Origin of the sequence: Streptosporangium vulgare (genome assembly GCF_042428775.1) — a bacterium.
In the GTDB taxonomy this organism is placed as follows: Bacteria; Actinomycetota; Actinomycetes; order Streptosporangiales; family Streptosporangiaceae; genus Streptosporangium; species Streptosporangium vulgare.
The window spans coordinates 130,783-151,305 of the sequence record NZ_JBHMBS010000014.1 but is presented as its reverse complement, the minus strand read 5'-3'; the positions used below and the strand labels follow the sequence as shown (position 1 = coordinate 151,305).

The following is a 20,523-nucleotide window of genomic DNA, read 5'->3' as shown; positions in this document are numbered from 1 at the left end:
GCGAGGCCCCGGAGAGGGCGCCGGTGGCCGTTGGAGCCTCAGAGAGGGCGCCGGTGTCCGTTCTCCTCCGCCGCCAGCCTGGCCAGCTCGACCCGCGAGCGGATGCCCAGCTTGCGGAAGACCTGCCGCAGGTGGAAGGCGACGGTGTGCTCGCTGATGAACATCTGCTCGGCGGCGTTCCGGTTCGTCAGCCCCTGGGAGACCAGGTCGCAGACGGCCTGCTCGGTACCGGTCAGGCTGGCCCACCCCGACACGGGATGGTCGGTCCTGGCCCAGTGGCGGCACCGCTCGCCCAGCAGCCGCAGCCTGCCCCGTACCCGCGCCGCGTCCCGGGCGGCCTCGACGGTCCCGTAGCAGGCCAGCGCGGTCTTCAGGCTCTCCACGGCGAGGTCCCTGCGGCCGTCGCCCGAGCCGAGCAGCACGCCGAGGTCCTCGGCGGCCGACCCCCTCGCCCAGGGGTCGGTGTGCCCGGCCACCGCGCGGCCCAGCGCCTCGGCGTCGCCCTCCCGGAGTCCTCGCGCGTGGTGGGCGGACGCCGACGGGCCGGGCAGGGCGGGGTTGCGCCGGGCGACGTCCTCGGCCGCGCCGACCACGGCGTCGGCCCTGCGCCGGTCGTCCACCGCCATCGCCACCCGTACCAGCCACGCCGCCGCGGTGGGCTCGCCGGTCAGCGCCCCGAGGTGCCGGGGCAGCGCGTCGTAGATCCCGCCGAGCGAGCTCATGCCGCCCGCCGCGCCGTCGCGGGCCTCGCTGATCCGCCCGGCCGCCAGCTCCGACCGCAGCCGGGCGCGGGGCGGAATGCCGGGCGCCGACCTGATCAGGTCCCGCTCCATGTACCTGATGGCCCCGGGCAGGTCGCCCGACCGCAGCGACGCGGTACCGAGCACCGACAGGGCCGAGGAGGCCAGGAGCGGGGCGTCCAGGGTCCCGGCGGCGGCCAGACCGGCCTCCCCGTGCTCGATCGCGCCGCCGAGCCGGCCCGCGGCCAGGTCCAGCCGGGCGCGCAGGACGGGGATCTCGGCGGCCCACCCGGGCTCACCCTCGGCGTCGGCCTCCTCGGCGGCGCTCTCCGTCGCCAGTTCCGCCTCGTCCAGCAGCCAGAGGTCGATCAGCATCGAGGCCAGCACCGCCCTCGGCTGCCGGTGCCGGCCGCAGGCCGGTCGCTCCACGGCCTCGCGCGCCAGGTCCAGCCCTCGCGAGAGCCCGCCCTCGTCCCACGCGAGCAGGGCCAGGTCCACGAGTCTCCCCGTCCCGCCGTCGCCGCCGCGGGGTGAGAGGGTCCAGCGGGCCCCGGCGGCGCGGTCGACCTGCTCCCGCAGTGCCCGCCGCACCGGTGACGGCACCTCGTCGACGATCGACCGCCACACCAGCTCGTGCCGGAACGTCAGCTCGTCGCGGGTGGCCACGAGCACACCGGCCGCCAGCGCCTCCTCCAGCGGGGGAAGCAGCGCGGCCGGGGTCTCGCCGAGCATCTCGGCCGCGTACGCCGGGGTGAACGAGCGTCCGAGCACCGCGACGGCCTCCAGCAGGTACCGGGTCCTGGTGGCGAGCTCGTCCAGCCGCCGCCGGACGGCGGTGTGCAGGCGCCTCGGCAGCACCGCCCCGGCGGGCGTGATCCCGGCCAGCCGGGCGACGCCGTCCTCGACCAGGATCGCGTCCTCCTCGCGCAGCCCGGTGAGAAGCTCGGCGAGCAGGAGCGGGTTGCCGCCGGCCTGGGCGGCGAGCGCCGTCAGTCCCTCCCCGGGGACCGCGCCCAGGATGTCGGCGGAGACCTCGGCGACCGCCCCCTCGTCGAGGGGGGACAGGACGATCCGGGTGGCCCCCTCCTCGGCCAGCAGGTCGAACAGCCGTCCCGCCTCGCCACGGGCCGGGGTGTCGCGGCAGGCCAGCAGCCACGCCACGGGGTACGAGGCGAGCCGGGAGGGCATCGTCCGCAAAGCCATGACCGTGGCGGGATCGGCCCACTGGAGATCGTCCAGCACCACCAGCAGCGGCCCGGAGGCCAGCCTCCGCTCCAGCGAGGTCCGGACCTGCTCGGCCAGCCACAGCAGCAGTCCCGGCCCGTCGGGGAAGGCGTTCACGGTCGTGGGCACGGGGGTCGTCGGCGACTCGCCGAGCGCGGCCAGCAGCGGTCCCAGCGGGGTCAGCCGCCCCAGCTCGTCGGCCCGCCCGCTCGCCACCGCCGTCCCCCGCGCGGTCGCGACGCTCGCGGCCTCGGCGAGCAGCAGCGACTTCCCCGTCCCCGGTTCGCCCTCGACGAGCATGACGTTCCCGGTCGCGGACGTGACGCCTGCCAGCAGGGCGAGGACCGCCGCCCACTCATCTTTCCGGCCGCGCATGGTCTTGTCTCGGATCTGGGGTCATACGGCGGGCTTCCTGAGCAGTGGTTACGCGTATGACATCCCCAGGGGACGAATCATCACGCGCCGGGCACCGGCGCGTACCGGTGGTTTGGCACAGATTTGACCTCACGGCCCCCGCCGCCCGGCCATCGCCCGGTCGGCGCCCGGTCAGCGCTCGATGAGCGTGACCTCCAGCGAGTAGTGCGAGGCGCGGTAGATATGGGAGCCGTGCTCGACGGCCCTGCCCTGGTCGTCGTAGGTGGTGCGGACCATCGTGAGCAGAGGGGCCCCGCGCCGCTCGCCGAGCAGTTTCGCCTCGGCCGCCGTGGCCGCCCGTGCCCCCATGCGCTGGTTCGCCACGCGCATCCGCACCCCCGCGGCGCGGAGCATCTCGTAGAGCCCGCGCTCCTGGAGGCCCTCGGCGGTCAGCGGGGCGAGATCGGAGGGCAGCCAGTTGCGCATCAGGGCCAGCGGCTCCCCGGCGGCGTAGCGGATCCGCTCCAGGCGGAGCATCTCGGTGCCGGGCGTGACGCCGAGGACCGCGGCGACCTCCTCCTCCACCGGGGCCGGACCCAGGACCAGCACCCTGGTGGCCGGCTCCTGGCCGGTCTTGCGCAGGTCGTCGTAGAGGCTTGTCAGCTCGACGGAACGCTTGACCTGGCCGTGCACCACCTGGGTGCCGACGCCCCGCTTGCGCACCAGCAGGCCCTTGTCGACCAGATACTGGATCGCCTGGCGGACGGTCGGCCGCGACAGGCCCAGCCGGTCGGCGAGCAGGATCTCGTTGTCGAGCCGCGCCCCGGGGGGCAGGTCGCCGCGGCAGATGGCCTCGGAGATCTGCTCGGCCACCTGGAAGTAGAGCGGGACCGGGCTGGACCGGTCGAGATCGATGGCGAGCTGCGCCGTCATTCGCCCTCCCGGTTGACACGCCGCGCCGTCAGGCTAGCGGACACGAGAATATCTTGACAAAAACCGGCCAGGGTTCGCCGAGATGCCCGGCGGACGCGTACGGGGCCGGGGTCCTCGTACAGGATGGGAGGCGGGGCGCGGCGGTCCGGCGCGGCGTGCGGGGGGCTCGGCACGCCGGAACGTTCCCGGGCCCGGCCACCCGGCGTCGCGCCCGGCGGCGGGATGGCGGGGAGCGGGGCGCCCGGGGGCGGGACGAGCCGCCGGCCTCCCGCGGGCGGCCGGTTCGCGCCGCCGCCCGCGTCACCGACCGGAGGAAGCCTGGAGGAAGCATGGACCAGAGCACCGCGACAGAGCTCTCCGCGATCGCGGTCGAGGCCGCCCGCGCGGTGGGCGGCCCGCTCCGCGAGGCGTTCAGGTCGCGTCCCGCGGTCGAGACCAAGAGAGACTTCCACGACCCGGTGACCGAGCACGACCGCGCCGCCGAGGAGACCATCCGGGAGGTCATCGAGAGGCACGTGCCGGGGAGCACGATCGTCGGCGAGGAGGGCGGCAGCAGAGGCTCCGGCGAGATCCGCTGGTACGTCGACCCGATCGACGGGACCGCGAACTTCGCCGCCGGGCTGCCGTTCTTCTGCGTCTCGATCGCCGCCGCCGTCGGGGACGAGGTGGTCGCCGGGGTGGTGTACGACCCGGTGCGCGACGACGAGTTCCGGGCAGACCTGGGCGGGGCCTGGTGCAACGGCGTGCGGCTGCGCAGCTCCGGCGCCGCCCGCGACCGGGAGGGGGTGCTGCTGACCAGCTACCCCACCCCCTGGGAGCTGGCCGAGGTGGGGGAGGAGGCGCTGCGCCGGTTCGGCAGGATGGTGGAGGCGTTCGCCTCCACGCGCCGTCCCGGCAGCACCGCGCTCAAGCTGGCGCACGTCGCGGGAGGGTGGGCGGACGTCGCCTACGGCAGTAGGGTCAGTCCGTGGGACATGGCGGCGGGGTCGCTGCTGATCCGCCGGGCGGGAGGCGTCTTCATCCCGCTGGACGGGTCGGTCTTCGAGACCGGCGGCTACCTCGCCCACGTCGGAGGCTTCGACCTGGCGGGGTCGGTCATGAGCGACCTGCTCCTCCACGGCCGGCCTGAGCGCCGGTGAGCCGGGCGGGGCCGCGGGCGTGGCCGTGTCGGCCGGGACGGGAGACTCTCGCGCGAGCGGGTCCCGCGTGTCGGCCACCGCATTACCTATTGATCCTGTAGGAAATACAGGTAAAATGATTGTCTCGCCGTACGAAGGAGCCGCCATGAGCCTGGAGCCGGAGGCCGAGAGCCCGCTGGCCGCCGCGATCGGGGCCGCGCGCTGGATTCGTTCGGCGGCGGTGGACGACGAGCGGGGGCGCCACTGGCGGGCCAACCCCGATCCCCGGGGCCGGGCCGCGATGCCCGACCACCCCCTGTCGCTGTACTCGGGGGCGGCCGGGATCATCCTGTTCTTCCTGGAGCTCGCCGCCGCCACCGGCGACGACGGCTATCTGGACGACGCCAGGGCCGGAGCCCGCTACCTCACCGCCACCTGGCGGGAGCAGGCCGACCTCTCCCTCCACCACGGCCTGGCCGGAGTGATGTTCGCCCTGGCCGAGACCGGGTGGGCCACCGGCGAGGGGACCTTCGAGGTCGAGGCCGGCGCCGTCGCCGACCGCATCGTGCGCAGCGCCCGCCCCATCGACGGAGGCCTGGGCTGGACCGGCGATCCCGCGCAGCGGGGCGACGGCGGGATCATCCTCGGCCTGCTGCACGCCGCGGGCATCCTGGGGGTGCCCGCCTACCAGGAGGTCGCCGTCGAGGCCGGCGCCCGCATCGCCACGCTCGTCGTCCCCGGCCACCGCTTCGGCGAGGGCGCCTGCGCGGACCTGCCGCTGGACGCGGTCACCCCGGGCTTTTTGTCCGGGACCGCGGGGACCGCCTTCCTGCTCGCCCGCCTGTACGGCGTGACCGGCGAGAGCGGCTTCCTCGGCGCCTCCCGCAGGGGGGCCGACTTCGTCCGCGCGGTCAGCGCCGTGACCGAGCGGTGCGCGCTGGTGCCGCACCACATCCCTCAGGGCCGCGACCTGCACTACCTGGGCTTCTGCTCCGGCTCCGCCGGGGTCGCCCGGATGTTCTACGAGCTGCACCGGGTGTCGGGCGACGCCGGGGACCTCGACTGGGCCGAGCGGCTCGCCAGGGGGGTCGTCCGCAGCGGCGCCCCCGCCAGCCAGAGCGGCGGATCCTGGAACTCGGCCTGCCAGTGCTGCGGCACCGCCGGTCTGGTGGAGCTGTTCGTCGGGCTCTGGGCGGCGACCGGCCACCGCCGGCACCTGGAGTTCGCCCGCACGCTGGGGGAGAGCCTGACCGGCCGGGCCACCGGCCACGACGGCAGGGGCACCCGCTGGTACCAGGCCTACCGGCGGCTGCGCCCCTGGGAGGTCACCGCCGACACCGGCTACATGGTCGGCGCGGCGGGCATCGGAGCCGCTCTCCTGCACCTGGACGCCACCGCCCGCCCGCAGGAGGCCAGACGGCTCGTCCTGCCCCCGGACAACCCGTTCCCCGCCATCCCGCTGCCGAGCGCGACGCTCCGCCAGTCCTGACGGTCCCGGACGATCGTGAGAGGCGTGCCGCGGGTGAGCCGGCCGGTCATCGCCGACGAGGGTGACGAGAGAGCGAGCGGGGCGAGCGGGGCCGGTGGGGCCGGTGGGGCCGGTGGGGCCGCGAGGTCCTCGGCGGGAACGGCGCGGGCCGCCGCGCCCCGGTGGCGCGGGAGAGCGCGGCACGGGGGCCGACACGGGGGTCGGCGAGTCCGTGCACGTCCCCGCACCCTGTACGGTCGGGCATCGAGGCCTCCGACGGGCCCGGCGCCACGGACACGTCTCCCGGCGCCGCCCCGAAACCCCGGACCGTGTCAACCCCCGGTACGCCCGATCGTGCCGATCCGGCCGTGGAGGGGCGGTGGCCACCGGTGCCCCTCGCACCGGAGGGACCAAAGATGAGGATGATGTGCCCTTTGGCCGTCAAGGGGTGACAAAGCTCGTGATGACGATTGGTGATTCTCCGTGAGTGCTACCCAAGGCTTGCCTAATCTCGGTGTCGTGACAATCGAGGATTTCCTTCCCGACCCCGACCGTTCGACCGTCGCCATCGAGCCGGAGCAGCCGGGTGCCGGCCACTGGGCCGGTGCCCCGAGCGCCGTGGCGAGCGACGGCCTGATCTACCTCGCCTACCGGCTGCGCCGCCCCGTCGGCGAGGGCCGCGGCTACGCCGTCGCCGTCGCCCGCTCCACCGACGGTGAGCGGTTCGAGACCCTGCTCACGATCGGCAGGGAGGAGATGGACACCGAGTCGCTGGAGCGGCCCACCCTGATCCGCACGCCGGAGGGGCGCTGGAGGCTCTACCTCAGCTGCGCCACCTACGACACCAAGCACTGGCGGGTCGAGGTGCTGGAGGCCGACGACCCGTCCGGTTTCCGGGCCTCGCAGCGACGGGTCGTGCTGCCCGGCGACCCGAAGACCGGCGTCAAGGACCCGGTGATCGTGCCGCGGGACGGCGTGTGGCACCTGTGGGCCTCCTGCCACCCGCTCGACGAGGCCGACGAGGCCGACCAGATGGTGAGCGACTACGCCACCAGCGCCGACGGCATCGAGTGGACCTGGCAGGGCACCGCGCTCAGCGGCCGTCCCGGCGTCTGGGACGCCCGGGGCGCGCGGGTGGCGGCGGTCCGCTTCCTCGGCGACAGGGTGGTGGCCTTCTACGACGGCAGGGCCACCGCGTCGGAGAACTACGAGGAGAAGACCGGTGTCGCGGTCGGCGCCGACCCGGCGGAGCTGACCCCGCTCGGCACCGCGCCCGTCGCGGTCTCGCCGCACGCGGGCGGTGGCCTGCGCTACCTGGACATCGTGGACCTGCCGGGCGGCGGGCGGCGGCTCTACTACGAGTACACCCGCGCGGACGGGGCGCACGAGCTCCGTACCGAACTGCGCTGATCACGGCACGGCCACCGGCCGTGCCCCGGATCGGCCGGTCCACGACCCGGACCGGCCGGTTCGAGCTCTGGACCGGCGTAGCCGGGCGCGCGAGTCGTCCGGCTACGCCGGGGGATCACCCCGCTGGGCACTAGGTCTGGGGGCGGCCGTTGCGCGCCTGGCGCTGGCCGTTGGGGCGGGTGCCCACCAGGCCGCCGGAGCGCTCGCGGGGGCGGAGCCAGTCGCTGAAGTCCTCCCCGGTCACCTTCTGCAGCAGCGCCACGTCCTCGGTGAAGTAGGGGATGAGCTTCTCCCGCTGGTCCCAGGTCAGCGGCTGGCGGGAGCGGGCCCGTTCCTGCAGCCTGCGCTCCAGCGGGTCGGTCAGCGCCACGCTCACCCGCGACGGCAGGAACCGTCCCACCGACGATGCCACGCGCAGCGCCCGCGACAGCATCCGGTGCCCGCGGGTCGGCTCCGGGTGGGCGGTCACGTTCTCCCGGGGGACCTCGGTGACCACGCCGGTCTCCACCCCGAGGAAACGGAAGATCCGGTCGAGGGTGTCGGCGGGGCGGTCGACCAGGTCGCGGTAGCGGTAGACGAGCACCTGCTCGCGGGGGAAGAGGGTGAACAGGTGTTCAAGCTGCTCACCGTACTTGCCGAGCCCGCGATAGTGCCAGAACGGGGCCCAGCCCGCCTTGATCCGCCGCTCCTCCTCGGCGCAGGCCCGCACCACGTCGCCGATCGGCTCCAGCCCGGCCGACCACAGGTGCGTCCAGTTGGAGTGGGCGCGCTCCACCGGGTCGCGCAGCACCACGATGAGCCTGGCGTCGGGGATGGCGGCCCTGATGCGCCGCTGCGCCGCCAGGTCGTAGAGATAGAACGGGGTCGACTCGCCGGTGAGCGTTCCCGGTGGTGCCGCGCTGAACAGGGCCTCGTAGTCCTCTCGTCTCCAGACGTGCTCGCGGTAGGTCTGCGCGTCGCCCGGTCCTCCCCTGGTCGGCGGAGGGCCGTCGCTGAGGAAGAACTTCGGCTCCTTCACCGGGGACATGAACAGTCCCGGGTGCCGGGCCAGGGCGGAGTGCAGGGCGGTGGTCCCGGACTTGGGGGCACCGATCGTGAGGAAATTCGGCAGGGGCATCGTTATTACCCTTAATCCCTACTATGATTATTGGTAAATATAGCCCCTTCTGCGGCGAAGGCAAGGGCTCGGTTGTGTGATCGCCGTGATCCAAAGGGCTTCCCGGTCGAGGGGATTCCAGTCGTCGGCGCCTATCTCCAGGTCGTGGACGTGAAGGGTGTTGTCCCGTTCAGTGAACGCTGAGTTCTTTTCCTCTATTTCATTGCTGGGGAGGAGTTTTGTCGCGTTGTGAATAAACAGGATACTCGTGCCGTATTTCAGATTCGAGCTCACCTCGCGGTTCCTCGCCCTCACCTCGCCCTCGCGCTCCCGCGGCCCGGTCCGCGCGGCCTCCCGCCCGTACGCCTCCCGCCCGCACCGCCGATGGGCGGCCTCGCGGTGCCGTGACGTGCCGCGCCGTGCCATGCCGTGTCATGTTGTGCCATGTTGTGCCATGTCGTGGCCGCGCTCCGGCCGTGCCGTGAGCGTGCGTGGCCGTGCCGGGGTGGGCGGCGTGGACCTCCCGGCGGGCCCTCCGGTGACGGTGCGGCGGGCCGTGCCGTCACGGCCGTCACGGCCGTCACGCCGCGCCGACGAGCGGAGAAGGCCCAGGCGACGAGTGGAGAAAGCCGCGCCGACGAGTGGAGAAAGCCCCGGCGACGGCGGGCGCGAATGTCATGGTACGAAGGCGGGCCCGGCCGGGCGCGCACCGTCATCCGCGATTTCATAAGTCATAATGTCACGACAAATTATTGACACGTAGGTAATGCGTTGGTTACAAACCATGGATAAGGGAGATCCGGCGAGGCGACGCGCGGAGGTACCGATGAAGTGGACGACAGGGCTGGTCGCGGTGGCCGTGCTGGGCCTTTCCGCGCTGACCGGCTGTTCGGCGGGGCAGGCCGGGGGGCAGCCCACAAAAGAGACCGCGGGCGCGGCGAGCGGCCCCGCCCCGGCGGCCGGTGGCGGAACCTTCGCCGTCGTCACCCACGCGAGCGCGGGGGACGCCTTCTGGGACGTGGTCAAGAACGGCGCCGAGGCGGCCGGCAAACGCTACGGCGTCACCGTGACCTACCAGGGCGACGGTGACCCGGCCAGGCAGTCCCAGCTCATCGACCAGGCCGTCAGCCAGAAGGTCGACGGCCTGGTGGTCTCCATGGCCAACCCGGACGCCCTGAAGGAGTCCGTCGGCAAGGCCGTGACCGCCGGGATCCCGGTGATCACCATCAACTCCGGCGGCGACGTCTCCCGCGAGTTCGGCGCGGTCACCCACGTCGGCCAGTCGGAGGACGTGGCGGGCCGGGGCGCGGGGGAGAAACTCAAGGCCGAGGGGGTCACCAAGCTGCTCTGCGTGATCCACGAGGCCGGCAACGTCGGGCTCGACCAGCGCTGCAACGGCGCGACCCAGGGACTGGGCGGCACCGTCGAGCGGCTCCAGGTGGACGTGGGCAACCTCGCCGACGCCACCTCCAAGATCAAGGCGAGGCTCCAGGCGGACACCTCCCTCAACGGCGTCCTCACCCTGAACCCCGCGGTGGCCGTCGCCGCCCGCGACGCCATCGCCGACGGCGGCTCGAAGGCGAAGCTCGGTACCTTCGACCTGTCGGCCGACGTGGTCGCCGCCATCGAGGACGGCGAGATCCTGTTCGCCGTCGACCAGCAGCAGTACCTGCAGGGCTGGCTGCCGATCACGTTCCTCACCCTCTACAAGGAGAATCTCAACACCGTCGGCGGAGGGCTCCCGGTCAACACCGGCCCCGGCTTCGTCACCAAGGACAACGCCGCCAAGGTGGCCAAACTGGCCGAGAGCGGCACCCGGTGACGGTGGCCGACGAGCGGCTCGCCGCGACCGGGGTCGCCCGCAGGCTGCTGATCAGGCCGGAACTCGGGGCCGTCGTCGGCGCCCTCGTGGTCTTCGCGTTCTTCGCGGGGCAGTCGGAGGTCTTCCGCTCGGTCGAGGGCGTGGCCAACTGGCTGGACCCGGCCTCCACCCTCGGGATCATGGCGGTGGCGATCGCGCTGCTGATGATCGGCGGAGAGTTCGACCTGTCGGCCGGAGTGCTCACCGGCACCGTCGGCCTGGTCACGGTGATCCTCGCCACCCGCTACGACCTGCCGGTGTGGGCGGCGATGCTCGCCGCCCTGGCCGTGGCGCTGCTCGTCGGCTTCCTCAACGGGCTGGTCGTGGTACGAACCGGGCTGCCCAGCTTCATCGTCACCCTCGCCACCTTCCTGATGCTCCAGGGCGTCAACCTGGGCGTCACCAAGGCTCTCACCGGGACCGTGCAGGTCGGCGGCCTGCGCCGGGCCGAGGGGTACGAGGAGGTGCGGGCGGTGCTCGCCGGGACGATCCCGGTCGGCGGGACCGACTTCCGGGTGGCGATCCTGTGGTGGCTCGCCGTCACCGCCCTCGCCACCTGGGTGCTCACCAGGACCAGGGCCGGAAACTGGATCTTCGCGGTGGGCGGCGACGAGCGGGCCGCCCGCGCGGTCGGGGTTCCCGCCGAACGGACGAAGATCGCGCTCTTCGTGACCACCGCCGGGGCGGCCTGGCTGGTCGGCTCGATCATGGCGCTGCGCTTCACCTCGGTGCAGGCGGGCTCCGGCGTCGGCCAGGAGTTCGTCTACATCATCGCGGCGGTCATCGGGGGCTGCCTGCTGACCGGCGGCCACGGCTCCGCTATCGGCGCCGCCGTCGGCGCGGTGATCTTCGGCATGGCCGACAAGGGCATCGTCTTCGCCGGTTGGGACGCCGACTGGTTCACGTTCTTCCTCGGCGCGATGCTGCTGCTCGCCACGCTCGCCAACCGGTTCGTCCGCCGGTACGCGGAGGAGGTGAAGCGGTGAGGAGGGACGAGGTCGCGACGGGGGACGGGACCGTGGAGAGGGACGGGGCCGTGGAGAGGGACGAGGCAGTGGAGAGAGACGGGACCGTGACGGGGGACGGGGCGGTGACGGAGGGCGGAACGGACGCCCCGCCCCTGCTGGAGGTCCGCGACGTGGGCAAGACGTTCGGCGGCGTGATCGCGCTGCGGGACGTCTCCATGCGGGTCCGCGCGGGGGAGGTGAGCTGCGTCCTCGGCGACAACGGCGCGGGCAAGTCCACGCTGATCAAGATTTTGTCGGGCGTGCACGCCCCCGACTCCGGTTCGTACCTGGTGGACGGCGCCCCCGCCGCCTTCGCCAGCCCCCGCGACGCCCTCGACAAGGGCATCGCGACCGTCTACCAGGACCTGGCGATGATCCCGCTGATGTCGGTCTGGCGGAACTTCTTCCTCGGCTCCGAACCCGTGCTCGGCCGGGGGCCGCTGCGCCGCTTCGACGTGACGGGGGCGAAACGGACGGTCCGCGAGGAGCTGCGCTCCATGGGCATCGACATCCGCGACGTCGACCAGCCCGTCGGCACCCTGTCCGGCGGGGAGCGCCAGTCCGTGGCCATCGCCCGCGCGGTCCACTTCGGCGCCCGCGTCCTCATCCTGGACGAGCCCACCTCCGCCCTGGGCGTCAAGCAGGCCGGAGTCGTCCTGCGCTACGTCGCCCAGGCGCGCGACCGGGGCCTGGGCGTCGTCTTCATCACCCACAACCCGCACCACGCCTACCCGATCGGTGACCGCTTCCTGCTGCTGAACCGGGGGGCGAGCCTCGGCGAGTACGCCAAGGCGGACATCACCCCAGAGGAGCTCACCTCGCTGATGGCGGGGGGCGCCGAGCTGGAGCAGCTCGCCCACGAGCTGAGCCGGGGCGGCCCCGCGGCCGGGCCGGGGACGCCGGGGACGCCGGGGACGCCGGAGACGCCGGAGACAGGGCCACCCCCGTGAGCCGGGGCCGACTCGGGGGAAACAACACCGCCATCCCCGCGAGTCGAGCGACCCTCGTGAAACCCGCGTCCCTCCCACGAAGTGGGCGAGACGAGCGGGCCGGGTGAACCGTTCAGAAGTCGAAGGACTCCACGTGGATGCGGCGGCTGGGGACACCCGCGCGGCGCAGGGCCTGCCGTGCCGCGACCGTCATCCCGGCGGGGCCGCACAGGTAGACGTCGTGGACGGCGAGCCCTGGGATCAGGCTCCGCAGGGCGCGGCCGGTCAGCGGCACGTTCCGCCTGCCGGACGATCCGGTCAGCTCGTCCACGGTGTAGTGGACCGTGGCGCCGCGCATGGCGGCGATGGCGTCCAGCTCGTGGCGGAGGATCAGCTCCTCGTCGCGGCGTGCCATGTAGACGAGGGTCACCTCGCCGGGCAGCGTCTCGAAGAGCGCGCGCAGCGGGCTGATGCCCACGCCCCCGCCCACCAGCAGCACCTGCGGCCTGCGGCGCCGCGCGGCGGTGAGGGCGCCGTAGGGCCCCTCGGCCCACACGCGCGTGCCGGGCCGCAGCCCGGCCAGCGCGCGGCTGTGGTCGCCGACGCCCTTGACGGTGATCCGCAGGAAGCGGGAGTTGGCCGGTGCCGACAGCGAGTAGGGGTTGGCCGTCCACCACATGCCGGGGGCGAGGAACCGCCACCGGAAGAACTGGCCGGGTTCCGCGCCCAGCTCGTCCAGATGCTCGCCGGTCAGATAGACCGACACCACGGAGGACGACTCCCGGCGGACCTCGGCGACCCGGAGCCCGTGACGCAGGGCGCGGTGGACGGGGGTGAGGAAGCGGTGCCAGACCAGCAGGGCGACGACGGACACGTACAGCGCGTACCAGAACACGCTCATGACGGCGCTGCCGGCGAAGTCCGGCCCGGTGAGCTGGTGGCCGAACCCGAGGAAGACGGCCCCGTAGGTGACGAAGTGCAGGTAGTGCCAGGTCTCGTACCGCATCCGGCGCCGCACCTCGCGCACCGAGACGATCGCGACGCCGGTCAGCAGCAGGAGGGCGACCGCCGCCTCCAGCATGGCCGGGCCGTCCAGGAGCAGACCCGCGACCGCCTCCGGCACGCCGGTGTCCGAGCGCGCCACGTGGGCCGCGACGGCGAACAGCATGTGGGCCACCGACAGGACGATGGTGTGGCGGCCGCCCGTCGCGTGCCAGCGGGCCAGCCGGTCGGTCCCGACCCCGCGGTCCAGTGAGGGGACGCGGGCCATCAACCCCAGCAGGACGGCGCAGGCGTAGCCCGCGAGCAGGCCGGTGAGCCTGCCCGCCCAGGCCAGCGCGCCGGTGACCCCGGAGATCGAGGCCAGGTCCGACCAGCACGTCGCGGTCGCCGCGACGGCTCCGGCGAAGATCAGGGCGAGGACCAGGGACGGCCGCGCCCGGCGCGCGGGCGGGCGGGCCGGGACCCTGCGCCGCCGCGTACCCGCACCGGAACGTGTGCCCGCACCGGAACGTGTGCGCGTACCGGGGTGAGGACGCGTGCCGGAAGGCGGATGCGTGTCGGAAGGCGGACGCGTGTCGGAACTCGGGTGCGCGTCGGAAGGAGGGGGCGCGTCGGAACGCGGATGCGTGCCGGAGCCGGGGGCGGGGGCGGCGCCTCTCACGGCTCCAGCCGGGTGAGCTGGCCGCCGTGGGTTTTCTCCAGGGCGGCGGCGAACGCCTTGGTCTCCTGGTCGGAGCCCGCCCTCTGCTCGCTCTTCGCGACCAGGACGGACTGCGTGAGGTACTCGCGCGCGTCCTTGGTGAAGAGCCGGTCGAACGCGGCGCCGTCGGCCCGCTTCAGGGCCGCGAAGTCGTCGGGAATCACCATGCCCGGTATGTCATGCCCCTCGTGCTCGTTGCTCTCCGGCACCCCCGACCGCCGCAGCAGGTCGCGCAGCCCCCGGAGCGTCGTACGTCGATCGGAGACGTGCTCCTCGGCGAACCGCCTGAGCTTCGGATCGGTGGTCTTGCCGGGGGCCAGTTCCAGCAGGCGCACCGCCTGCTCGGTCATCGGGATCATCAGTTGCAGCCACGCGATGTCGGTGTTGTTGAAGGAGCCCGGCGCGCTTCCGGTCGGTGAGGGAAGCGCGGCGGGGCCGCTTCGCGACGGTGGGTGGTTCGCGGCCGAATGGGTCTGGGGCTCGGCCGCGACACATCGCGACACCAGCAGGACGGTGAGCACGACGAGTACCGACGCACCGATCGTGGACGCCTTCATGCCGCTCCTTCGCTCGCCGTTCCCGTGGTGAGGCGAGGCCCGGTATGCCGGGCCTCGCCCCGTTCAGGTCAGACGGTACGCTTCCGCCCGAAGACGGTCACCTGCCGTCTCAGGGGGTGCCGTCGGCACCGCACTTGACGATCGGACGGATGCAGTCGCGCACGCGACGCTCCATCTCGGCCTCGGGCCAGGCGTTGAAGAAGTCGGCGTGCATGGTGTAGCCCGGCCCCGACGAGAGCCGGAACTTGGCCGGGTCACCGCTGACCGGGTAGCGCAGCACCTGGCGCAGCTTGGGCACGATCACCGGGTGCGAGGCCGGGCAGGCGCCGTTCACCGGGTAGGACATGTGGCTCTTGTGGTCGGGCGAGTCCAGGTCCTTGCCGTTCCAGCAGTGCGGGAAGTCCAGGTAGGACTCCATCATCTTGCCGGCCGGGCAGTTGACGAAGTTCTTGGAGGAGCCCACCTCGCCGGCGTGCAGGCACGACCAGCGCGAGCTGCTGGTGGGGTCGCCGGGACCGGTCGCCTTGGCGTTGCCGGCCACGATCCGCAGGCCCAGCGGCAGCGGCCGGGTCTGGGCCATCAGCTCGTCCTTGATGCCCTCGCCCAGGTAGTAGAACGTGGTGCCGGTCGGCTCGACGGGCTTGTCGCCGCTGTAGAGGGTCGGCACCCAGTACGAGGAGAGGTCGGCCTTCGGGCTGCAGGTGGTCTCACCCTTCAGCAGGCTCTTGATGTCGGAGTCGGCGTTCGTGGTGGTGTTGCCGAAGAAGCTGTGCATGTGCGACCCGCCCGCGAGGCCCGGCATCACGATCGGGTCGTCGGGCAGCCGGTGGGTGTAGGGGCACTCGGCGAGGAACTCCGCCACCCGCACCGCGCCGGGCGGGACCGGGCCCTTGGGCAGGTCGCCGCCGGAGGGCGTGGTCGGCGTCGTGCCGGGCTTGGGGGTGGTGCTGGGCTTCGGAGTGGCGCTGGGCTTGGGGGTGGTCGTGCCGGTCGGGGACGTGCTCGGCCGGGGGGTGGTGCCCGAGCCGGTGCCGTAGACCTCGAACTCCCACAGCGAGACCCCGTACCGGGAGGAGCGCTCGGTGGCGTTGAGCCGGACGTAGCGGCCGGTGGCCGAGACGTTCAGGGTCTGCACCCCGCCCTTGCCCGCGGTCGTGGTGTGGATCGTCGTCCACCGGCCGCCACCGGCGGAGGTCTGGATGGTGAAGGCCGTGGCGTAGGCGTTCTCCCAGTTCAGCACGATCTTCTTGATCGCCTTGGACGCGCCCAGGTCGACCTGGAGCCACTGGGGGTCGCTGAAGGCGCTCGACCAGCGGGTGTCCTCGTCACCGTCGATCGCCGCCGAGGCGGACAGGTCGCCCCGCTCGGACGAGGAGGCGGTGGCCCTGCCACTCTGCGACAGCGGGGCGTCGGCCGCGCTGGCAGGGAGGACGCCGTTCACCGGCGAGGCACCCAGGATGGTCGCGAGGGCACCGGCGAGTGCGAAACGGCGGGCTCGCCTGCCCGGTCCGCGACCCGGGGCCGTGGTGCTCGGAACAGTCTCACTCATGTGGATGAGGTCCTTAGGGGGGCGAGATGTGATGGACGTGGTGCTCGACGGCGTCTCGGCCGGAACGGTTCGTGGCCCGGCGTGTCAGCGGACGGCGTCCGGTGGGGGAGGCGTGGGCGGCGCCGGGGGAGCCTGACCGCTTTGGCGGGGTTCGGGTGGGTGTGAGCACCCCCGACCGGGGTGCGACCGGGGGCCGCCGTGACGGCGATCCCATCGGCCACCGCCGGTGGCGGCGGGGGAGCGGGCGAGGTCGTAGCGCTCGGACGAGGTGTGGGGACGGGGGCGCGAAGACCGTCGCCGTGCACGGCGGTACCTCGCTGAACAGGACATATGGTCCTGTGACAGCGTCACCGCGCCTCCCCGGTGCCATCGTCGCGAGCCTCCTTCGCCGTCACGCCCGGCGTCGGGCGTGTGCTGCTCCTGTACAGGAGACCGAGGGGAGGACGAGCGACAACAAAAACTCAGAAAAAGGGCGGAGAAAATTTTCGTTGTCCGCCTGACCTGCCGACGGTCTCCATAGAGGGGGCTCATCGGTCTTCCGCTATGAGGAGTTATGGAGAGAATCGTCCCTGCCCGCGCCCGGCGTGACGCGGGGACGACGAACCGTGGACGACGACAGGAAGCGGAGTGCGATGCTCGGAACCGGTAGGGGCGGACCCGACACGGCGATGGTGGCCGCCGCGCGCGACGGAGACCAGCAGGCGCTGGACGCCCTGGTGGCCGATTCCCTCCCGCTCGTCTACAACATCGTCGGCCGGGCGCTGAACGGTCACACCGACGTCGACGACGTGGTCCAGGAGACGTTCCTGCGGGTCGTCCGCGCCCTGCCCGACCTGCGCGACCCGCAGGCGTACCGGTCCTGGCTGGTGGCGATCGCCGTCCGCCAGGTGCGCGACCACGAGCAGGACCGCAGGAGCACCCAGCACCGCAGGGCCGACCTCGACACCGCCGAGGAGGTGCCCGACCCCGCCTCCGACTTCGCCGCCGTGACCATCCTGCGGCTCGGCCTCACCGACCAGCGCCGCGAGGTCGCCGAGGCCACCCGCTGGCTGGACGGTGACGACCAGGCGCTCCTCGCCCTGTGGTGGCTGGAGGAGACCGGCGAGCTCGGCCGCGCCGACCTCGCCGGAGCCCTCGGCCTGTCGGGGCGCCACGCCGCCGTACGCGTCCAGCGGATGAAGGAGCAGGTCCAGACGGGACGCACCATCGTGCGGGCGCTGCGCGCCGACTCCGGATGCGCCGAACTGCGCGCCCTCACCGCGAACTGGAACGGCGTCCCCAGCCCGCTGTGGCGCAAGCGCTTCGCCCGGCACATCCGTGACTGCGCCATCTGCCAGGGACGCACGGCGGGCCTGCTGCCCATCGACCGGCTGCTCAGCGGGCTGCCGCTGCTGCCCCTGCCCATCGGCTTCGCCCTGCACCACCTCCACGCCGTTCCGCCCGCCGTCGAGGCGGTCGCGCACGCCACCTCCTGGGGGGCGTCCCACGGCGCGCACGCCCTGGAGACGACGCGGCCCGGCCTGCTCGCCTCGCTGCCCCCCGCCCCGATCGCGATCGGCGGCGCGGCGGCCGTCGTCGTCACGGGCGTCCTGATCTTCGGGCAGCTCACGGCCCCCGAGCCCGCCCCGCCGCTCGCCGTGCCCACGCGGACGGCCTCGCCGCCCTCGCCCCCGCCCCTGCCGTCTCCTCAGTCGGCGAGCGCCACGCCCGAGCCCTCCCCGTCTCCCACTCCCGGCCGCAAGAAGGCCACCCCCACGCCGACCCGGACGCCGCCTCCCGCCTCCGTCGTGAGCTCCCCCAGGAAGGGCGTGGGCGTGTGGAAGATGCCCGGCCTCAGCACGGCGTTCGCGAAGTCCGGCGCGAGCTGGTACTACACCTGGTCCACGCAACGCGAGGGTGTCACCGGCCCCAGGGCCGACGGGTTCGTCCCGATGATCTGGGGGTCGGGCAGCGTCACCCCGGAGAACCTCGCCCAGGCCAGGAGCGCCGGGCCCTACCTGCTCGCTTTCAACGAGCCCGACCTGCCCCAGCAGGCCAACATGACCGTGGAGGAGGCGCTGTCGCTCTGGCCGAAGCTCATGTCCGCGGGCCGCGTGCTCAGCAGCCCCTCCGTCGCTTTCGGCGCCGCCACCCCGGGCGGCTGGCTGGACCGCTTCATGACCGGTGCCGAGGAACGGGACTACCGCGTCGACTTCATCGCGCTGCACTGGTACGGGGCGGACTTCCGCACCCAGCCCGCGGTGAACCAGCTCAAGTCGTACGTCCAGGCCGTGTACAAGCGTTACCGCAAGCCGATCTGGCTCACCGAGTACGCCCTGATCGACTTCTCGAACGGCACCCGCTACGCCAGCGACGCCCAGCAGGCCGCGTTCGTCACGGCCTCCACCAAGATGCTGGCCTCCCTGCCGTACGTGCGGCGCTACGCCTGGTTCGGCCTGCCCTCCTCGGACACCGAGCCCAACAGCGGCCTGTTCCGCCACGACGGGACCGTCACCCGCGCGGGCCGCGCCTTCCAGGCGGCCCGCTGACCGTGCCGACCGTGCTGTTCGGGGAGTGACCGGAGGGTGGATAGCCTTGCCGGGTGCCCGACCCGTACCTGACTCCGCAGGACACCACGGAACACGAGATCGAGATCAAGCGCTCCCGGTTCCTGTGCGCGGTCGGCCCGGCCTCCTCCGAGGAGGCGGCGAGGGAGTTCGTCGCCACGCGCAGGCGGCTGTACGGCGACGCCACGCACAACTGCTCGGCGTACGTGATCGGCGGCGACCGCCTGGTCCAGCGGGCCGACGACGACGGCGAGCCCGGCGGCACCGCCGGGACCCCGATGCTGGAGACCCTGCTGCGCCGGGGCGTCGCCGACGCGGTGGCGGTGGTCACCCGCTACTTCGGCGGGGTGAAGCTCGGCGCCGGGGGCCTGGTCCGCGCGTACGGCTCGTCGGTCGGCAAGACGCTGGACCTCACGCCACTGGTCGAGATGGTGCCCGCCCAGGTGATGACCGTGACCGTGGACCACGTCAGGGCCGGGCGGCTGGAGAACGACCTGCGCGCCTCGCCGTACGAGGTCAGGGAGGTCGTCTACGGCGAGGAGGTCGGCTTCCGCGTCGCGGTGCGCGAGCGGGACCTGCCCGCCTTCCCCGGCTGGGTCGCCACGCTGACCGCGGGACAGGCCGGGATCGAGCCGGGCGAGGCGATCCACCTCAGGAGTGCCTGACACCGCTTCGGGCGTGCCTCCCCGTACGGGAGTGCCTGCCCCCGTCCGGGGTGCCTGGTCCGCGCCTGTCCCGCACCGAGATCGCGTCCGGGGTGCCCGGCCCGCGCCCGGCCCACGCCTGTCCCGCACCGAGAGCGCGCCTGACTCGTGTGGGCCCTGTCCGACCCGCGTCCGACCCGCGCCAGGCTCACGTCCGACCCGCGCCGGGCTTGTGTCCGACCCGCGTTGAACTCGCGTCCGACCCGCGCGGGGCTCGCGTGTCATCCGCGCCGGACCCCCGGGGAAATCGGGGACCCTTCCCCGTGAGGGCCCCCGACACGCGTCGCCCCCGAAGCGATAAATGTGGGATGGGTCACACTCCTCACGAAGTGACGGGGCCGATCGGCGGCCAAGGCCGTCCGTTCCCGGGGCAGGACGGGCTCTGCGGGCACCACCGCGATCCCCGTCCTGACCGCCCGATGCCCTGCTGACGTGCGGAAATTTCGGAAGACAACCGGTCGCGTCGCGGGCGGCTGCGGTTTTCCGCAGCCGAGCTCTGCGGCGCGCGCCAGACGAGGCGGGAAGCGTTCCGCATCCACACCGTACGCAGCTCTCCGTAGCCTTGTCCCTATGAGTTCACCGAATGTCGACGGGATCGCCGGATGGGCGATCAACCTTATGGAAACCCTGGGTGCGCCCGGGGCGGGGCTGGCGATCGCACTCGAGAACCTGTTCCCGCCCCTGCCCAGCGAGGTGATCCTGCCGCTGGCCGGGTTCACCGCGAGCAAGGGGAACATGGGGCTGTTCGACGCCGTGCTCTGGACGACCCTGGGATCGGTGATCGGCGCGCTGGCGCTGTACGGGGTCGGGGCCCTGCTGGGCCGGGAGCGCGTGGTGTTCATCGCCTCCAAGCTGCCGCTGGTCAGCGTCTCCGACATCGAGAAGACCGAGGCGTGGTTCGCCAGACACGGCAGGAAGACCGTCTTCTTCGGCCGGATGATCCCCATCTTCCGCAGCCTCATCTCGATCCCCGCGGGGGTCGAGCGCATGCCGATCATGATCTTCACCCTCCTCACCACCCTGGGCAGCCTCATCTGGAACACGGCCTTCGTGATGGCGGGGTTCCTGCTCGGTGAGCAGTGGGACCTGGTCGAGCAGTACATGGGGGTCGTGTCGAAGGCGGTGCTGGGCGTCGTGATCCTCGCCGTGGTGGTCTTCATCGTGGTCAGGCTGTCCGACCGGCGCAAGGGCAAGCACCACGCCTAGCCGCGGACGCGCCGTAGGGCCTGCCGGACGACGGCGGGGCTCGCGCCCGGGGTCCTCTCGACCCCGGCCGATCCCCCCTCTCCCGGCGGGCCCTTTCCCGTTCATGAAGACCTCCCTGC

Annotated in this window: 16 protein-coding genes; 9 read left to right on the top strand and 7 right to left on the bottom strand. The window is 72.9% G+C overall.

Features of this window, described 5'->3' with window-relative positions:
- Positions 1-38: 38 nt before the first annotated feature.
- Positions 39-2,339: a helix-turn-helix transcriptional regulator gene (locus ACFFRH_RS27285; protein ID WP_386160545.1), complete on the bottom strand. Its 2,301-nt coding sequence runs from the start codon at positions 2,337-2,339 to the stop codon at positions 39-41.
- A 171-nt stretch (positions 2,340-2,510) separates the two neighbouring features.
- Positions 2,511-3,251 carry a GntR family transcriptional regulator gene (locus ACFFRH_RS27280; protein WP_386160543.1) on the bottom strand — a complete coding sequence of 247 codons (741 nt, stop codon included), beginning with the start codon at positions 3,249-3,251 and terminating at the stop codon, positions 2,511-2,513.
- A 329-nt stretch (positions 3,252-3,580) separates the two neighbouring features.
- Here ACFFRH_RS27280 and ACFFRH_RS27275 point away from each other — a divergent pair, with 329 nt between their 5' ends.
- The 3 genes from ACFFRH_RS27275 (at position 3,581) to ACFFRH_RS27265 (ending at position 7,247) form a co-directional block, all read left to right on the top strand.
- Positions 3,581-4,390 (top strand): inositol monophosphatase family protein, encoded by an 810-nt coding sequence (locus ACFFRH_RS27275; protein ID WP_386160541.1) that lies wholly within the window; start codon positions 3,581-3,583, stop codon positions 4,388-4,390.
- 145 nt (positions 4,391-4,535) lie between these two features.
- Positions 4,536-5,858, top strand: a complete 1,323-nt coding sequence (locus ACFFRH_RS27270; protein ID WP_386160540.1) for a lanthionine synthetase LanC family protein — start codon at positions 4,536-4,538, stop codon at positions 5,856-5,858.
- A 498-nt stretch (positions 5,859-6,356) separates the two neighbouring features.
- Positions 6,357-7,247, top strand: a complete 891-nt coding sequence (locus tag ACFFRH_RS27265) for a glycoside hydrolase family protein (protein WP_386160538.1) — start codon at positions 6,357-6,359, stop codon at positions 7,245-7,247.
- Positions 7,248-7,377: 130 nt separating this feature from the next.
- Here the strand turns inward: ACFFRH_RS27265 and ACFFRH_RS27260 are convergent, their stop codons facing one another.
- Together ACFFRH_RS27260 and ACFFRH_RS27255 are read right to left on the bottom strand one after the other, a co-directional pair.
- Positions 7,378-8,364, bottom strand: a complete 987-nt coding sequence (locus tag ACFFRH_RS27260; RefSeq protein WP_386160536.1) for a sulfotransferase family protein — start codon at positions 8,362-8,364, stop codon at positions 7,378-7,380.
- Between the two features lie 27 nt (positions 8,365-8,391).
- Positions 8,392-8,769, bottom strand: a complete 378-nt coding sequence (locus ACFFRH_RS27255; RefSeq protein WP_386160534.1) for a hypothetical protein — start codon at positions 8,767-8,769, stop codon at positions 8,392-8,394.
- 400 nt (positions 8,770-9,169) lie between these two features.
- Here ACFFRH_RS27255 and ACFFRH_RS27250 point away from each other — a divergent pair, with 400 nt between their 5' ends.
- The 3 genes from ACFFRH_RS27250 (at position 9,170) to ACFFRH_RS27240 (ending at position 12,161) form a co-directional block, all read left to right on the top strand.
- The gene (locus tag ACFFRH_RS27250) at positions 9,170-10,165 is read left to right on the top strand and encodes a sugar ABC transporter substrate-binding protein (RefSeq protein WP_386160532.1); all 996 of its coding nucleotides are present in this window, start codon (positions 9,170-9,172) and stop codon (positions 10,163-10,165) included.
- Complete coding sequence (locus ACFFRH_RS27245; RefSeq protein WP_386160530.1) at positions 10,162-11,190, top strand: ABC transporter permease; 1,029 nt, start codon at positions 10,162-10,164, stop codon at positions 11,188-11,190. The genes ACFFRH_RS27250 and ACFFRH_RS27245 overlap by 4 nt, the downstream gene beginning before the upstream one ends.
- Positions 11,191-11,276: 86 nt before the next feature.
- A complete protein-coding gene (locus ACFFRH_RS27240) occupies positions 11,277-12,161 on the top strand; it encodes an ATP-binding cassette domain-containing protein (protein ID WP_386160630.1) in 885 nt (294 codons plus the stop codon).
- 112 nt (positions 12,162-12,273) lie between these two features.
- Here the strand turns inward: ACFFRH_RS27240 and ACFFRH_RS27235 are convergent, their stop codons facing one another.
- From ACFFRH_RS27235 to ACFFRH_RS27225, 3 genes are all read right to left on the bottom strand, one after another.
- Positions 12,274-13,803, bottom strand: coding sequence for a ferredoxin reductase family protein (locus ACFFRH_RS27235; protein ID WP_386160528.1), 1,530 nt, complete (start codon positions 13,801-13,803; stop codon positions 12,274-12,276).
- A complete protein-coding gene (locus ACFFRH_RS27230; RefSeq protein WP_386160526.1) occupies positions 13,800-14,399 on the bottom strand; it encodes a DUF305 domain-containing protein in 600 nt (199 codons plus the stop codon). Before ACFFRH_RS27230 ends, ACFFRH_RS27235 begins: the two co-directional genes overlap by 4 nt.
- Positions 14,400-14,508: 109 nt before the next feature.
- On the bottom strand, positions 14,509-15,948 hold the full coding sequence (locus ACFFRH_RS27225) for a DUF1996 domain-containing protein (RefSeq protein WP_386160524.1): 1,440 nt from the start codon (positions 15,946-15,948) through the stop codon (positions 14,509-14,511).
- Positions 15,949-16,580: 632 nt separating this feature from the next.
- On the opposite strand from ACFFRH_RS27225, the gene ACFFRH_RS27220 reads away from it, so the two are divergent.
- The 3 genes from ACFFRH_RS27220 to ACFFRH_RS27210 all read left to right on the top strand — a co-directional run bounded on the left by ACFFRH_RS27220 (position 16,581) and on the right by ACFFRH_RS27210 (position 20,404).
- Positions 16,581-18,476 carry a sigma-70 family RNA polymerase sigma factor gene (locus ACFFRH_RS27220; RefSeq protein WP_386160522.1) on the top strand — a complete coding sequence of 632 codons (1,896 nt, stop codon included), beginning with the start codon at positions 16,581-16,583 and terminating at the stop codon, positions 18,474-18,476.
- A gap of 53 nt (positions 18,477-18,529) precedes the next feature.
- Complete coding sequence (locus ACFFRH_RS27215) at positions 18,530-19,159, top strand: YigZ family protein (protein ID WP_386160520.1); 630 nt, start codon at positions 18,530-18,532, stop codon at positions 19,157-19,159.
- Positions 19,160-19,768: 609 nt separating this feature from the next.
- On the top strand, positions 19,769-20,404 hold the full coding sequence (locus tag ACFFRH_RS27210; RefSeq protein ID WP_386160518.1) for a DedA family protein: 636 nt from the start codon (positions 19,769-19,771) through the stop codon (positions 20,402-20,404).
- The last annotated feature ends 119 nt before the right edge of the window (positions 20,405-20,523 follow it).

Coding starts and splice junctions, on each gene's coding strand:
- ACFFRH_RS27270 (WP_386160540.1), top strand. CDS start 4,536: ATGAGCCTGGAGCCGGAGGCCGAGAGCCCGCTGGCCGCCGCGATCGGG.
- ACFFRH_RS27210 (WP_386160518.1), top strand. CDS start 19,769: ATGAGTTCACCGAATGTCGACGGGATCGCCGGATGGGCGATCAACCTT.
- ACFFRH_RS27275 (WP_386160541.1), top strand. CDS start 3,581: ATGGACCAGAGCACCGCGACAGAGCTCTCCGCGATCGCGGTCGAGGCC.
- ACFFRH_RS27285 (WP_386160545.1), bottom strand. CDS start 2,339: ATGCGCGGCCGGAAAGATGAGTGGGCGGCGGTCCTCGCCCTGCTGGCA.
- ACFFRH_RS27255 (WP_386160534.1), bottom strand. CDS start 8,769: ATGGCACGGCGCGGCACGTCACGGCACCGCGAGGCCGCCCATCGGCGG.
- ACFFRH_RS27280 (WP_386160543.1), bottom strand. CDS start 3,251: ATGACGGCGCAGCTCGCCATCGATCTCGACCGGTCCAGCCCGGTCCCG.
- ACFFRH_RS27250 (WP_386160532.1), top strand. CDS start 9,170: ATGAAGTGGACGACAGGGCTGGTCGCGGTGGCCGTGCTGGGCCTTTCC.
- ACFFRH_RS27230 (WP_386160526.1), bottom strand. CDS start 14,399: ATGAAGGCGTCCACGATCGGTGCGTCGGTACTCGTCGTGCTCACCGTC.
- ACFFRH_RS27225 (WP_386160524.1), bottom strand. CDS start 15,948: ATGAGTGAGACTGTTCCGAGCACCACGGCCCCGGGTCGCGGACCGGGC.
- ACFFRH_RS27220 (WP_386160522.1), top strand. CDS start 16,581: ATGCTCGGAACCGGTAGGGGCGGACCCGACACGGCGATGGTGGCCGCC.
- ACFFRH_RS27260 (WP_386160536.1), bottom strand. CDS start 8,364: ATGCCCCTGCCGAATTTCCTCACGATCGGTGCCCCCAAGTCCGGGACC.